This window comes from Rhodococcus sp. MT28 (assembly GCF_058792695.1).
This window is the reverse complement of sequence record NZ_JBXAFD010000002.1, coordinates 359,818-374,103: the sequence shown is the minus strand read 5'-3', so window position 1 is coordinate 374,103 and position 14,286 is coordinate 359,818. Positions and strand designations below refer to the sequence as shown.

Genomic DNA, 14,286 nt, shown 5'->3' with positions numbered 1-14,286 from the left:
CCGTGGCGTTGAACAACGGCGCTTTGATCGCCGATCGTTACCGATTGATCCGTCTCATCGCCACCGGTGGGATGGGTCAGGTGTGGGAAGCCACCGACTCCCGGCTCAACCGTCGCGTCGCCGTCAAGGTACTCAAGTCCGAGTTCTCTTCCGATCCGGAGTTCTTGGAGCGCTTCCGCTTCGAGGCCCGCACCACCGCGCAGCTCAACCATCCCGGTATCGCCGGAATCTACGACTACGGCGAGACCCGTGACAGCTCGGGTGATTCCACGGCGTACCTGGTGATGGAACTCGTCAACGGTGAACCGCTCAACGCCGTCCTGGCACGCGTCGGCCGCCTGGCGGTTCCGCATGCCCTCGACATGCTCGAGCAGACCGGCCGCGCCCTGCAGGTCGCACACGACGCCGGTGTCGTGCACCGCGACGTGAAGCCGGGCAATATCCTCATCACGCCTACTGGCCAGGTGAAGATCACGGACTTCGGCATCGCCAAGGCCGTCGAGAACTCTCCTGTCACGCGCACGGGAATGGTGATGGGCACCGCCCAGTACATCGCGCCCGAGCAGGCCCTCGGTCAGGACGCGACCGCGGCGAGCGACGTGTACTCGCTGGGAATCGTCGGATACGAAGCACTTTCGGGTCGACGCCCGTTCACCGGTGACGGCGCGCTGACCGTCGCGATGAAGCACGTGCAGGAAACCCCGGCGCCGATGCCGGCCGACCTGCCGCCGAACATCCGCGAGCTCATCGACATCACGTTGACCAAGGATCCGGCCGGCCGCTACGCCAGTGGCGGCGAGTTCGCCGACGCCGTTGCAGCCGTTCGGGCAGGAAGGCGTCCACCGCCGCCCGGTCTGCTCGCCACCGGTGCCGCGAGCGCGTTGCCGGCAACGGGTGCCACGCAGGTCATGCCGCCGACGTACGCGGGCCCGGTGACGGGCGCAGCTGCAACGGACGACGCGGCAGCCGGCGGAATGACCAGTGGGCAGAAGGCCGTGGCATGGGCCGGCGGCGGATTGATCTTGTTGGCGTTGATCATCGGCGGAGTCTGGATCGCAACCGACGGTCCGAGCGACCCGACGCCGCCCGCCGTCACGTCCACGACGTTGCCGACCACCACGACGACCAAGCCCACCACCACGACGACTCGGCCGACAACGACGACCACCGAGCCGACAACAACGACGACTCGGCCGACGACAACCACGACCGAGCCGACAACCACCACGACAACGCCGACCACGACAACAACAACTCCGACGACCACAACCACCACCACGACGACAACGACGACCACAACGACCACTGAGCCGTTGGCGGATCCCGGAGACGCTGAAGAACCGCTAGGACAAGACCAATGACGACACCCCGCAATCTCTCCTCCCGCTACGAGCTGGGTGAGATTCTCGGCTTCGGCGGAATGTCCGAGGTTCACCTGGCGCGCGACCTCCGACTCAGCCGCGACGTCGCGATCAAGGTGCTGCGTGCAGACCTCGCGCGCGATCCCACGTTCTACTTGCGGTTCCGTCGTGAGGCGCAGAACGCTGCCGCGCTGAACCATCCGGCGATCGTGGCCGTCTACGACACCGGTGAAGCCGAGACCGACGCCGGGCCGCTGCCGTACATCGTCATGGAGTACGTCGACGGCGACACGTTGCGTGACATCGTGCGCAGCACCGGGCCGATGGCTCCGCGCAAGGCGATGGAAGTGATCGCGGACGTCTGTGCGGCTTTGGACTTCAGCCACCGCAACGGCATCGTGCACCGCGACGTCAAGCCCGCCAACATCATGATCAACCGTGCCGGCGCCGTGAAGGTGATGGACTTCGGTATCGCCCGTGCCATTTCCGACGCGTCGAGCCCGATGACGCAGACGGCCGCCGTGATCGGCACCGCTCAGTACCTCTCGCCGGAGCAGGCGCGAGGTGAGCAGGTCGACGCGCGTTCGGACGTGTACTCGCTCGGTTGTGTGCTGTTCGAGATTCTGACGGGCGAGCCGCCCTTCAAGGGTGATTCACCGGTCGCCGTGGCGTACCAGCATGTTCGTGAAGATCCGCAGACGCCGTCGGAGATCAATCCCGACATTCCGCGCGAGCTGGATTCGATCATTCTCAAGGCGATGAGCAAGAACCCGGCCAACCGCTACCAGAGCGCCGGCGACATGCGCAGCGACTTGGTGCGTGTCCTGGGCGGTCAGCGTCCGAGTGCGCCGATGGTGATGAACGACGAGGACCGCACCACCATCCTCGGCGCCGTCGGCTCCGACACCGGGAACTACCGCACCGCTCCCGATCCGGTCGAGCCGGTTCCTGCGAGGACAACTCGCGCCGCCGAGCCGCCTGCCAAGAAGAAGGGCGGACGCTACGCCCTGATGGGCATCGCGGCGCTTCTGGTGATCGGTCTGGTGACGTTCTTCCTCATTCGGGTGAACTCGCCGAAGGTCGAGATGGTGACCGTTCCGGGTGACCTGACCAACCAGCCCGCCGACGTCGCCGAGGCGACGCTGACCAACGCCGGATTCCAGGTGGAGCGTCAGCAGAAGACGGACAAGGTGATCGCCGCCGGAAACGTCATCACGACGCGTCCGGTTGCCGGGGTGCGTATCGAGAAGGGCAGCACCGTCACCATCGACGTGTCCACCGGACCCGAGCAGGTCGCGATCCCACGCCTGACCGGGCTGAGCCAGGACGACGCGGAGAAGAAGCTCAACTCCGTCGGACTCCGACTTGATCCGACCATCGGCAAGGCGGCATCGACCGTCGCCGAGGTCGACAAGATCGTCAATCAGGATCCTGCCGTCGGAGTGTCGGTTGTTCTCGATTCCGCGGTCTCGATCACCGTCGGCACCGGACCGGAGCAGGTTCGTGTCCCGGACGTCACCGGTCAGCGTGAAGAGGTGGCGAGGCCCAACATCGAAGGTGCCGGGTTCGTCGTCCAGATCACGGAGATCGATTCGGGACTGCCGAAGGGACAGGTTGTTTCGACCGACCCGACCGGCGGTACGTCGGCCACCAAGGGTTCGACCGTGACGCTACGAGTGTCCAACGGCAACCAGGTCGCGATGCCTGATCTGACCAACAAGACGGTGTCGGAGGCGTTGAGCACGCTTCGCGCAGCCGGTTGGGCCGGAACCGCTTCGCAGCTGGTGCAGAACCAGAGCACGACGCTCACCCCGGAAATGGTGGGCAAGATCGTCTCGCAGACGCAGCCTCCGGGCTCGGAGATCTCCAAGGACGCGGTCATCACCGTCAGCGTCGGAGCGCTCGGAATCCCCGGCCGCTAGCAAAGTGAAAAAGTGCCTCCCGGAGATTTCCGGGAGGCACTTTTTTGTGGACAGGTGTCAGAGAATTGCGGGCAATGCGCCGCCGAGCGCCGACGCGACCTCGGCCTCGAGAGCTGCGACGAGTCCTTCCGGAGGCGCCTCACCGCAGACTGCGAGCCAGTTCGCGAGCATCCGGTGTCCACCCTGAGTGAGGACGGACTCCGGGTGGAACTGGACGCCGTGAATCGGCAGTTCGCGGTGACGCATCGCCATCACGACGCCGCTCTCGGTGTGGGCGGTCACCTCGAGTTCCTCGGGAATGGTGTCCTCGAGAACCGTCAGCGAGTGGTAGCGGGTAGCGGTGAACGGATCGGGCAGTCCGGCCAGGACGCCGACGTCCTTATGGTGAACCAGACTCGTCTTGCCGTGAAGCAGTTCGGGCGCGCGGTCGACGGTTCCGCCGAAAGCCGCACCGATCGCCTGGTGTCCGAGGCAGACGCCGAGCAGCGGAGTCTTGGTGTCGGCGCAGTCCTTCACCAGATCCATCGTCGCTCCCGCGCGCTGCGGAGTTCCGGGGCCCGGGCTCAGGAGAATGCCGTCGAACTGCGCTACTGCACCTTCGAGGTCTGCCGTCAGTTGTGGATCGTCGTTGCGCCAGACCACGGCTTCGGTTCCGAGCTGGCCGAGGTACTGCACCAGGTTGAACACAAAGCTGTCGTAGTTGTCGACGACGAGAATCCTCATGAGAGCAGGGTAAACGCCCGTGCTATCCGCCGGTATAGGCGGGGACCGTGATCTGCGACGGCGTTGCCTGCGTGTACCCGAGGCCGAAGCGGGTCGCGTACTGCTTGTAGATCCGAATGCCCGGTTCGGCAGCGAGTGCCGCCTCGAGGCGCGCGACGTCGCCGATGGCACTCATCACGTAGGGCGGACTGTAGGTGCGACCGTGCAGAAGAAGAGTGTTTCCGATGCACCGCGGCGCCGACGTACTGATGATCCGTTGGTCCTGCATGCCCACCGCTTCGGCACCGCCCGCCCACAGTGCGTTCAGGACGCTCTGAACGTCCTGCTGATGCACGACGAGGTCGTCCGGGGTGGCGTCGACCGGATACTTGCCGTCGGCGTTGCGCGGAGCGTCCGTCATCGTGACGACAACACCCGGGCCGGTCATCTCCGTCAGTCCCGCGTCGGCGGAGATGTTCTTGATGTCACCGAGCGCGGCGGCCACTCCGGCGTCGGACCGAGCGGCGTCTTGCTGCAGCGAATCGAGCTGGGCGGCAAGTTCGTCCCGGTCGGCCGAGACTTTTTCGGCATTGGCCTGGGCGCTGCGAACCAGATCGGAGAGCCTGGTGCTTTCGGTGACCTGGAGCTGGTTCTCCTCGGCGGATCGTTGCGCCGTGGCGACCATCAGACCGGCTACCAGGCAGACGGCAAGTACACCGATGTGCCAGACGGTTCGTGAAGATTCACCCGAAGACACGTGGCTCCTCCCGGATTGTGCAGGTCGGCCGGTGACCAACTGGACACAGCTACGTTAGCGTGTAGGTAACACATGCAGGTCACACCGTAGAGCGAGGACGTCATGCCCAAGTCGAAGGTCCGTAAGAAGAACGACTACACAGTCAACCCGGCAAACCGCACTCCGGTGAAGGTGAAGATGGGTCCGTCGAGCACGTTGTACGTCTCGGTGATGCTCGGATTCATGCTTGTCGGCCTGGCATGGCTGATTGTGTACTACTTGGCCGCGGATTCGATCACGTGGATGAACGACTTGGGAAACTATAACTTCCTCGTCGGCTTCGGTTTCATGGTTGTCGGCCTTGTCATGACCATGAGATGGCGCTGAACAGCGAGTATCTGATTCGACCCGGATCGTGACCGTCATTCAATTACATGGGTGTCATTCATCCCCATTGTGGATAACTCCTGTGGACAACCTAGGAAGTTATCCACATGCTCGAGGATGAATTTCATCCACAGCCTCGTGACAACGTCACGGAGGTGATCTCGTGGGCCACTCCGATGGGTGTTGTCTACGCGATGTTCGGCGGCGGAATTGCCCTCGCGATCGCCTCGATAATCGCGCCCACGGAGCCGGCCGGCCGCTTCCTGCTCGCCCTCGCGGTGATCGGGCTGTTCGTGATGGGCGGACTCGCCCTGCGTCAGCGTCCCCGCCTGGCTGTGATCGAAGACGGGGGAACCAAGTCGATCGCGGTGCAGCGACTGCGCGCCCGGCACGAGTTCACTCACGAACAGATCGACCGCGTGCGGCTTGTCCGCTACCCGCGTCTGGGTCGACGCGTCCCGATGCTCGAGATCGACATCGTCGACCGTCCCACCGACACGGAGAAGCTGTTGATCTTCGGACGCTGGGATCTCGGTACGACGCCGGAGGACGTCCTGGACGTGCTCGCCGTTCACGGCTTGGTGCCGCCCGAGAAGTAGGCGCGGGTTACATGGCCAGTGCCGCGAGGTCCGGCTGCACGATGTCTAGAGCCTGCTGCGGCACCGCGACGGCGTCGCTCGACCATCCCCAGATCGAGTACAGCTCACGGCCGGGGTCGGTGTATCCGTCGCGGCCGTGAAGCACCCGGTAGTTGTCGATGCAGATCATCTCGCCTGCTTCGGCGCGGAACATCGGCCCGCTGTCTCGCACGTAAATCACGGCCTCACTCCACTGCTTCACCAGCGGCCACTGCGCTACTTCCGATTCACCGGCGATCGGCGCGAGGTACGGGTGATAGCGAACCTGGTTGCGTCCACTCGGCACCGTCCTGGCGATCGGCGCAAATGTGTTCTGCGGGAAGTTCGGTTCCGAATGGTCGATGTCTGTGCTCCAACAGAATTCGGCCAATTCAGCGGTTGCGGGATCGAAGGCGAGCAACCGCGTCAGTTTGAGCGCATCGATGAGAAACGAGTCGCCGCCACTCGGATACGCCGGACGCTTGCACCACAGAAACAGATAGTCGGGCGCGTAGTCACCGAACGCAAAACCGTCGTTGTGGGCAGTCATCCGCTCGCCGGAGATACCGAACGAGCGCTTGCGGCCGCGTTCGTCCACCGGTTGCGTGTCGACGACAGCGGCTTCGGCATCCTGACTCTTGGCACTCGCCTCGAACTGGCGGCCGACGCGAATGCACTTCTCACCGAGCAACTTCGACGCGAAGGCAATGGCATCTTCCTCGGTGTGCAGGCCACCGAAGACCGCGGCGCCGTCGAGAGCGATTGCCGCCCGGACGGCCTCGACCGTCTCCACGCGCCGCGGAACAACACTTGCCAGCGTCAAATCGGAAGAGAACATTCATGACTCCATACGTCGAGTTGGCCAAACGGTTCAACTCGAGCGTAGGAACTCGTCATTTCGACGGCGTAACTCCGGAAACCGATTCGGTTACGGAGCCAGCCTTTCAGATCACCTTGCCCGGGTTCATGATTCCGTGAGGGTCGAGTGCGCCCTTGATTGCATGATGCATCGCGACGACGGCCGGTGACAGTTCCTGTGCCAGGCCACCCATCTTCAGTAGGCCGACGCCGTGCTCACCGGTGACGGTTCCGCCCAACTCGAGGGCGTTGTCGATGATCTCGGCAAAAGCGGCCTGAGCGCGCCTCCGCGCCGCTTCGTCGTCGTGTGGCGTGATCAGCAGCGGGTGCAGGTTGCCGTCACCCGCGTGCGCGATGTTCGCGATGTGCGTGTCGTGCCGGGCCGAAATGGCCTCGATCCGTGCCAACATCTCCGGGACCGCCGCCTTTGGGACGCAAATGTCCTCGGTGAGCACCGGGCCGAGCCGCTCGAGGGCGGGGTACGCCAGACGCCGGGCGGAGAACAGGGCGTCGGCTTCCTCCTGGTCGGTGGATCTCGCGCTCCAGGTAGCCCTGGAACGGTTGAAACAGGCCAACATTCGCTCGGCTTCGGCGTCGCCGATCTCGCCCGGTGTGTCGATTCGGCCGAGCAGGACCACCTCGGCGTCAGCCGAGAGGCCCATGTTCTTCCAGGCGTCGACGGCAAGGAGACACTGCCGATCGATCAGCTCGAGGGCCGACGGCGTGAGCCCGTCTGCGGCGACGGCCTCGACGGCCTTGCCCGCAGCAACGATGGAGTCGAAGTATCCGACGATGGTGCGTTCGGGATCGCGCTGAGGACGAAGCTTGACGGTCACCTCGGTGATCACCCCGAGAGTGCCTTCGGAGCCGACCATGAGTGCCGAGAGATCAAACCCAGCCACTCCCTTGGCAGTTCGACGCCCGAGCCGAACCAGCTCACCGGTTCCCGTAACCACCTGCATGCCCAGCACGTAGTCCTTGGTGACGCCGTACTTGACGCAGCACAGGCCGCCGGCATTGGTCGCGACGTTGCCGCCGATCGTCGACCAGGGTGCGCTCGCCGGATCGGGTGGATACCAGAGGCCGTGCTCGGCGCAGGCGTCGCGGAGGTGATCGTTGACCACTCCGGGTTCGACCACGGCCAAACGCTCGAGGGTGTTGATCTCCTTGATGGCGTTCATCGCGTCGAAGGCGATCACGACGCCGCCGGCGACTGCGTTGGCTCCACCCGACAGACCGGTGCCGGCGCCGCGCGTGACGACGGGCGCACCGTGGGCGATGCACGCCTGCACAACTGTCTGTACCTGCTCGGCTGTGCGCGGACGGACCACCGCGACCGGCATCTCGTAGGGAGCCCACTCGGCGTCGTCGTGGATGTAGCTCGCCATGATGTCGGGGTCGGTGATCAGTCGATCCGCATCGATTTGCGAGCCGAGCGCCTCGAGGAGTGTCATGTCTCCACGATAGTGACGGCCGCTACACCACCCCATGTAGATTTACTCCGAGAAACCGGAAACTGTATGGACATTTTCTCCATACTCATCATTGGTCTGACGAGTTGGTCTGACAAGGGAGCGCGGATGCACGAGAACTGGCTACAGCTTCTCCTGGCCGAGGCATCCACCGAGGAACTGATCGAACACCGCGATCAGTTGGCCGCTGGGTCAGGCCCCGAAGTCGCCGCCGAAATCGAGCGAGAAGCCCGATCGGCACTTCAACTACGAAGTCTCCTGGCTCAGCGCCGACAGCGCGCCACCGAACTCGGGGCACTCAACGACATCGCGTCGCTGCTGACCACGATGCACGATCACCACGCCCTCCTGCAGGAGATCGTGGATCAGGCCAAACGACTACTCGGCGTGGACCTTTCGTACCTTGCTCTCATTCACGACGACATCTTGATCATCGAAGTCACGAGCGGTGCGTACACCTCCCAACTGCTCGGCCTCACGGTTCCGTTCCGCGAAGGTCTGATCGGTCGCGTAGTCGAGAACTCTTCTCCCGCTTGGTCTTCCGACTATCGAAACGACCCCTCGTTTGCACACATCGGGCCCGCCGACGACGCAGCGCGAGCGGAGAACATGCGCGGCCTGTTGGCCGTGCCGCTGACCTTGAACGGCAAGATCCTGGGTGCGCTGTGCGCGTGCAAACGTCAGGAGCGCCGATTCGGCAACGAGGAAGTTGCGTTGCTGTCCGCCCTCGCAGCTCATGCCTCGGTGGCGATCGAGAATGCCCGCTCTCTCGAACGCTATCGCGCGACGGTTGCAGAAGTGAATGCAGCGAACACCGAACTTGCTAAGCGCACAGCACTTCTCGAACAGACACTGACTTGGGATCGTTCGCTCACACAAGTTGTCCTGCGCGGCGGTGGAGTCCGTGAACTCGTGGAGGAAACCTCGGCGTCGACGGGTTCGCCGGTGTTCTTCGTGACCGGAACATCCGAGATTCCACCGGGACTGCAACGGGTGAGCGAGAGCGTGCATCGGGTCTTCGACATCTTTGCCGCCGACCGACGCGAGCAGGAGGTGACGCTGATCGTCGGTGAGCAGTTCCTGTTCGCCACCGAAGTACGCAGTGCCGGTGACCAACTCGGAGTTCTGTTCCTACTCTCGCGCCAGGAACCCACCGCCGCCATGAGATTGGCACTCGAAAGGTCAGCTCCCGCCATTGCGCTGGCACTGGTCGGCGAACGGGCGGCCAGGGAAGCTACCCGTCGGGCACGCGACGCATTTCTGGTCGATCTGATCACCAGGCCTGCGCCGACGCCAGCCGAGGTCACCGGTCAGTTCCGCCTGGCCGGGCTCAATCCTGACCGCTCGTACACCGTCGTGGTGGCCCGCCCGGCCGACGCCGTCGACCGTGCGCGTCGCAGTATCGAGGAAATTGCATTCCCCTCGGGAACCGTTGTTGCCGAACATGGTTCGCGAGTCATCGCACTGATTCCCGGAATGTCACCGGCAGCAGTTGCGGCGGCGTGGGTGCAGCCGGCGGAGAACCCGACAGTGGGAATCGCCGATCCCGCGGTGGGAGCGGAAGGTCTGGCGCGGGCGTATGTCGAGGCACAGCACACCGTCGACGTCCTCGAGACTCTCGGTCGGGCCTCCCACGTGGAACCGGCAAGTTCACTCGGCATCTACCGAATTCTCCTCAGCCGCACCGGCCGCGAAGAACTGGAAGCCCTGACAGAGCGTTCCCTCGGTCCTCTCCTCGAGGAGGAGCAACGACGCGGCGTTCCGCTATTGGACACCCTCGCGTCGTACCTGTCACACAATTGCAAGCACTCCGCGACCGCCGCCGCGCTCGCGATTCACGCCAACACTCTGTACCAACGGCTCGAGTCGATCGACCGATTGATCGGTACACAGTGGCGTCAGCCGGACCAGGCGCTCGATCTTGCGCTCCTGATCCGGCTGCGTGCCAGTGCCGGGAAACTCGGTCAGATCTGAGCGGGCTTGCTCGATCGCTTTGCCAGTGCCACCACAAGGATTGCGGCACAGAGCATCACGGCGCCCACCACCCACAGTCCTGCCTTGGCATTTCCGGTCACATCGGTGAGCCAGCCGGTGATGTACGGAGCACCGAAGCCCGACGCGTTGCCGATCGAGTTGATCATGGCGATGCCCGCGGCCGCGCTGGCACCCGTCAGGAACGTGGTGGGAAGGTACCAGAATACGGGGAGTGCACACAGCACGCCGACGGCGGTGAGCGAGACCGCGATCATGACGGTGAACGGTGAATCCATGTACAGCGCAATCGGAATGGATACCGCGCCCAGGAGCGTCGGGGCTGCAACGTGCCACATTCGTTCACCGGTCTTGTCGGAATGGCGGCTCCACAGCACCATCGCGACAGCGCCGATCGCGTAGGGGACGGCCACGATCAGGCCTGTCTCGACGAGCGAGAAATCGGTGTCGAACGTCTGCTTGAATCCCGCGACGATGCTGGGCAGGAAGAAGCTCAAAGCGTAAAGGCCGTACGTGATTCCGAAGTAGACCAGACCGAAACCGATGACGCGGGGATCACGCAGGGTTTTGCCGGCCGACTGGTGACCGGCGTCGCCGAGTTCTTTCTCCTCGTCGGCCATCGACTTCATCAGCCAGGTGCGCTCCTCGAGGGTCAACCACTTCGCGTCGGCGGGACGGTCGGTGAGGTAGAACCAGACGACAAACGCCAAGATCACGGCGGGCAGACCCTCGATCAGGTACATCACGCGCCATCCGGCCAACCCGAACAGGCCGTCGCCGTACTGGATGATGGCAGCCGAGAGCGGGGCACCGAGCGCCGACGAGAGCGGAAGTGTCAGCAGGAACAAGCCCATCAGGCGTACGCGGTACTTCTTCGGGAACCAGAAGGTCAGGTAGAGAAGAACTCCGGGGAAGAAGCCGGCCTCGGCGATTCCCAGCAGAATGCGGAGGAAATAGAGGCTGCCCACGTTGGGCACGAATGCCAGCGCAGCGGCGAGGATGCCCCAGGTGAGCATGATCCGCGCGATCCACAGCCGGGCGCCGAAGCGGTGCAGGGCCAGGTTGCTCGGCACCTCGAACAACAGATAGCCGACGAAGAAGAGACCGGATGCGAGCCCGAACATCGTCTCGGTCATACCGAGGTCGGCGCTCATGGTGAGCTTGGCGAAAGCGATGTTCGTACGATCCAGATAGTTCACGAAATAGAGCAGGATCAGGAAGGGAATCAGCCGGCGCGCTACCTTCTTCACCACGCGAGTTTCGATCTCGCTCGGCGCAACCCCACCGTCAGTGGTGGTGCTATCGGTGGAGGTCATTGCAGGGGTACTCCTCGGAAAAGGTCAGCGTTGCTATCTACGAAGTGACTCAAGCCACAGTAGAAGCACGACTGAGCCCAACCTATGTGGACAATCTCTACAGAAGCCGTCTCTGCATGTGCGATTGCTCCCAAAGATCCGACAGATGATCCCGGGCAGCCCGACGAACGTCCCTGAACAGTCGAAGGCGACAAACCCGTCTGAGCTGGGGGTTTAGAGCTACGAGCACCAAGTCACTGGCTAGTGTTGTCGGCGAAACAGCCAGAGCAAGTGCGGACGCACCGCGTGACTTGAAGGACAGAACATGACGAAGTTGGTTCGGACCACGATGACCCGCCGGTCCTCCACCGCATTCGCTGCCACCCTCGCGGCGGTCGCTCTATTCGCCTCCGCCTGCGGCAGCGACTCCGACAAGACCAACTCCGACAAGAGCGCTGCCGGCGCCTCGTCCGCTACATCCTCGGCCACCGTCGGCGGGAAGACGCTCGACGCCAAATTCGAGACGAAGTGCGCAAAGGACGGCGGCACGACAGTTATGACACTGCTCGACGCGGAAAATGCCACCTACGGCATGTTGACCGTCTCAGCCATCGTCGACGAATCGGGCACGGTTCAGACTGCTGGAATCGCCGGAAGCGAGGGTGGATCGAACGGTCTGCCGTACACCGCCGGATACGCACCGGGACTGCCCGGCGGATCTGCCAGTGCCAAGCAGAACGGCGATACCTTCGTGGTGACGGGCGAGGGAATCGGCGCCCGGGACAAGGGCAACCCGACGGAGACGTCGAGCTTCGAGATCACGTTCGCCTGCGAGTCCATCATCGGCGGCTGAGCCATAGAACGGCTGGGCCCTAGGATTCTTGCTAGCTGATTCCCAACTGTTCGCGCAGTTGGACGACGCGGAGCACGATGACTCCGATTGTCACCACGGTGACGGCACCAAAAGCGATCCAGCCGATACGCACTGCTTTCACGCGGTTCTCACCGGCGCCCAACCACTGCGGGGCGTACAGGAATGCAGCGGCCGTTGCGGCACCTGCCACCAGACCTCCCGCGTGACCCCAGAACGAGATCCCGGGCAGCGAAATGCTGATGATCACATTGATCGCGATCACCGAGATGATCGGGACCGGGCTTCGACGCAAACGCAATAGAAGGACGGCCTGTGCGCCCATGATGCCGAAGATCGCTCCCGACGCTCCAGCGGTCCAGGACAGGGCCGTGAGCGAGGAGAACACCGGCTGGAACGCCATCACCGAGGCGGAACCGCCGAGGAGCGAAACCAGGTAGATGCCGATGTACCTCGAGCGGCCCATCACGATTTCGGTGTCGCGTCCGAGGATGTAGAGGGCGTACATGTTGACCGCGAGGTGCAAGATGCCGAAGTGCAGGAACCCGGAGCCGATGAGCCGGAACCAGTCACCGCTGGCGACGAGCCCCGGATTGAGTGCCCAGTTCGCGAAGATCGACGAGCCGACCTGATTGTTCATGATGCTTCGCGACTGCGCGAAGGTGGCGAGGAACGCCAGGACGTTGAGCCCCATCAAGGTGTACGTCACGACCGGGACCGCACGGGCGGGGCTCACGGTGTTTCCGGCGACGCCCCGAACGGGGCGGACATCGCGTTGGCCGGCAGCTACACAGTCAACACATTGGTATCCCACCGCCGCCTCGCGGAGGCAGTCCGGGCACGCCGGACGTCCACAACGATTGCAGGAAAGTGCGGTGGGTCGATCTGGATGGCGGACGCACCGCGGTTGGGGCGGGATGCCCTCACTCGCACCGCCGCCCCAACCGGGGTTCGTCATCTGCTTGTTTTACCTGTTCAGGAGATGGTGATGCTGTTGATCACGACGGGCTCGACCGGACGATCGCCACGATCGACGGCGGTGGAGGAGATAGCGTCGACAACCTTCTTGGAATCGTCGTCGAGAACCTCACCGAAGATGGTGTGGCGACGGTTCAGGTGCGGCGTCGGGCCGGTGGTGATGAAGAACTGCGAGCCGTTGGTTCCCGGGCCTGCGTTGGCCATGGCCAGCAGGTAGGAGCGGTCGAACTGCAGTTCCGGGTGGAACTCGTCACCGAACTTGTAGCCCGGGCCGCCGGTGCCGGTTCCGGTGGGGTCGCCACCCTGGATCATGAAGCCGTCGATGACGCGGTGGAAGATGGCACCGTCGTAGAACGGGCCGGTCTTGGTGCCGGCGGCGTTTGCGGTGGTGTACTCCTTCGAGCCGTCGGCGAGGCCGACGAAGTTCTCGACGGTCTTCGGCGCATGGTTGCCGAACAGAGCGATCTTGATGTCGCCGCGGTTCGTGTGCAGCGTTGCGGTTGCGGTCTGATGAGTTGAAGTCACACCACCATCGTGCCATTGCCGGCGTTCTCGCGGATGTCGCCCCGCAAAAGTCTCCCTGTCCTCGCCCCACTGTTATGGCACAGTGAAGTCATGACACGAGTGACCGAGTCCCTCAGCACGCAGTTGCCCGACACCTTCGATCACGCGCGCGCCCGCGTCGAGGACACCTTCGACGAGACTGCCGCCTACCTCGAAGAGACAGCGGCTCGCATCAAGGAGTCCGAGGCAGCCGACAACGCTCGCCGTATCGCCGCGGTGGTCGCGACGTCGGTCGCTCGCGGCGCTGGGCAGGTCGGGTTGTTCCTGGGCCGTCAGGGCAAAGTCCTCGCCAAGAAGGGCGTCGAGCGCGCAAAGGCTATCCCCACGAAGTCCGCGGAACGCACCGAGAAGCCTCGCGGCCGCAAGCGCGTCGCCGTGTTCGTCATCGCCGGTGTTGCGGTGATCGGTGGCGCGGTGTTCTTCAAGAGCCGCCGACGCGAGCATCCGCCGGTCGCTTCCGCACCCCCTCGCCTCGAGGAGAACTCGGCCGAGAAGACCGCTTAGTCGAGATACGAAAAGCCCCGGAACAGA

General features: G+C 63.8%; 14 protein-coding genes. 7 read left to right on the top strand and 7 right to left on the bottom strand.

Annotation, left to right across the window (positions count from 1 at the left end; all coding sequences use genetic code 11):
* Positions 1-2 precede the first annotated feature (2 nt).
* Both AC1Q6C_RS10075 and pknB read left to right on the top strand, forming a co-directional pair.
* Positions 3-1,361: a protein kinase domain-containing protein gene (locus tag AC1Q6C_RS10075; RefSeq protein WP_042920732.1), complete on the top strand. Its 1,359-nt coding sequence runs from the start codon at positions 3-5 to the stop codon at positions 1,359-1,361.
* Positions 1,358-3,283, top strand: coding sequence for a Stk1 family PASTA domain-containing Ser/Thr kinase (pknB, locus tag AC1Q6C_RS10070; RefSeq protein ID WP_042453355.1), 1,926 nt, complete (start codon positions 1,358-1,360; stop codon positions 3,281-3,283). Before AC1Q6C_RS10075 ends, pknB begins: the two co-directional genes overlap by 4 nt.
* A 57-nt stretch (positions 3,284-3,340) precedes the next feature.
* Here the strand turns inward: pknB and AC1Q6C_RS10065 are convergent, their stop codons facing one another.
* Together AC1Q6C_RS10065 and AC1Q6C_RS10060 are read right to left on the bottom strand one after the other, a co-directional pair.
* Positions 3,341-4,006, bottom strand: a complete 666-nt coding sequence (locus AC1Q6C_RS10065) for an aminodeoxychorismate/anthranilate synthase component II (protein ID WP_492666584.1) — start codon at positions 4,004-4,006, stop codon at positions 3,341-3,343.
* A gap of 22 nt (positions 4,007-4,028) precedes the next feature.
* Entirely contained in the window at positions 4,029-4,742 is a 714-nt protein-coding gene (locus AC1Q6C_RS10060; protein WP_003942461.1) for a DUF881 domain-containing protein, read from the bottom strand.
* 102 nt (positions 4,743-4,844) lie between these two features.
* On the opposite strand from AC1Q6C_RS10060, the gene crgA reads away from it, so the two are divergent.
* On the top strand, positions 4,845-5,108 hold the full coding sequence (gene crgA / locus AC1Q6C_RS10055) for a cell division protein CrgA (RefSeq protein WP_003942576.1): 264 nt from the start codon (positions 4,845-4,847) through the stop codon (positions 5,106-5,108).
* Between the two features lie 107 nt (positions 5,109-5,215).
* Positions 5,216-5,707: a PH domain-containing protein gene (locus tag AC1Q6C_RS10050; protein WP_051649510.1), complete on the top strand. Its 492-nt coding sequence runs from the start codon at positions 5,216-5,218 to the stop codon at positions 5,705-5,707.
* 7 nt (positions 5,708-5,714) lie between these two features.
* On the opposite strand, the gene AC1Q6C_RS10045 is transcribed toward AC1Q6C_RS10050, so the two are convergent.
* Together AC1Q6C_RS10045 and AC1Q6C_RS10040 are read right to left on the bottom strand one after the other, a co-directional pair.
* Positions 5,715-6,563 (bottom strand): TauD/TfdA family dioxygenase, encoded by an 849-nt coding sequence (locus AC1Q6C_RS10045; RefSeq protein WP_042920736.1) that lies wholly within the window; start codon positions 6,561-6,563, stop codon positions 5,715-5,717.
* A 106-nt stretch (positions 6,564-6,669) separates the two neighbouring features.
* The gene (locus tag AC1Q6C_RS10040) at positions 6,670-8,037 is read right to left on the bottom strand and encodes an FAD-binding oxidoreductase (protein WP_252194697.1); all 1,368 of its coding nucleotides are present in this window, start codon (positions 8,035-8,037) and stop codon (positions 6,670-6,672) included.
* A gap of 126 nt (positions 8,038-8,163) precedes the next feature.
* On the opposite strand from AC1Q6C_RS10040, the gene AC1Q6C_RS10035 reads away from it, so the two are divergent.
* A complete protein-coding gene (locus tag AC1Q6C_RS10035; RefSeq protein WP_492666583.1) occupies positions 8,164-10,029 on the top strand; it encodes a helix-turn-helix domain-containing protein in 1,866 nt (621 codons plus the stop codon).
* Here the strand turns inward: AC1Q6C_RS10035 and AC1Q6C_RS10030 are convergent.
* The gene (locus AC1Q6C_RS10030) at positions 10,020-11,363 is read right to left on the bottom strand and encodes an MFS transporter (RefSeq protein WP_492666582.1); all 1,344 of its coding nucleotides are present in this window, start codon (positions 11,361-11,363) and stop codon (positions 10,020-10,022) included. The two genes, AC1Q6C_RS10035 and AC1Q6C_RS10030, sit on opposite strands and share 10 nt — an antisense overlap.
* Before the next feature lie 304 nt (positions 11,364-11,667).
* Here AC1Q6C_RS10030 and AC1Q6C_RS10025 point away from each other — a divergent pair, with 304 nt between their 5' ends.
* Positions 11,668-12,195 (top strand): lipoprotein LpqH, encoded by a 528-nt coding sequence (locus AC1Q6C_RS10025; RefSeq protein WP_492666581.1) that lies wholly within the window; start codon positions 11,668-11,670, stop codon positions 12,193-12,195.
* Between the two features lie 31 nt (positions 12,196-12,226).
* On the opposite strand, the gene AC1Q6C_RS10020 is transcribed toward AC1Q6C_RS10025, so the two are convergent.
* Both AC1Q6C_RS10020 and AC1Q6C_RS10015 read right to left on the bottom strand, forming a co-directional pair.
* On the bottom strand, positions 12,227-13,171 hold the full coding sequence (locus AC1Q6C_RS10020; protein WP_153213404.1) for a rhomboid family intramembrane serine protease: 945 nt from the start codon (positions 13,169-13,171) through the stop codon (positions 12,227-12,229).
* A gap of 17 nt (positions 13,172-13,188) precedes the next feature.
* On the bottom strand, positions 13,189-13,716 hold the full coding sequence (locus tag AC1Q6C_RS10015) for a peptidylprolyl isomerase (RefSeq protein ID WP_007729190.1): 528 nt from the start codon (positions 13,714-13,716) through the stop codon (positions 13,189-13,191).
* Between the two features lie 90 nt (positions 13,717-13,806).
* On the opposite strand from AC1Q6C_RS10015, the gene AC1Q6C_RS10010 reads away from it, so the two are divergent.
* Entirely contained in the window at positions 13,807-14,259 is a 453-nt protein-coding gene (locus AC1Q6C_RS10010) for a hypothetical protein (protein ID WP_019746221.1), read from the top strand.
* The last annotated feature ends 27 nt before the right edge of the window (positions 14,260-14,286 follow it).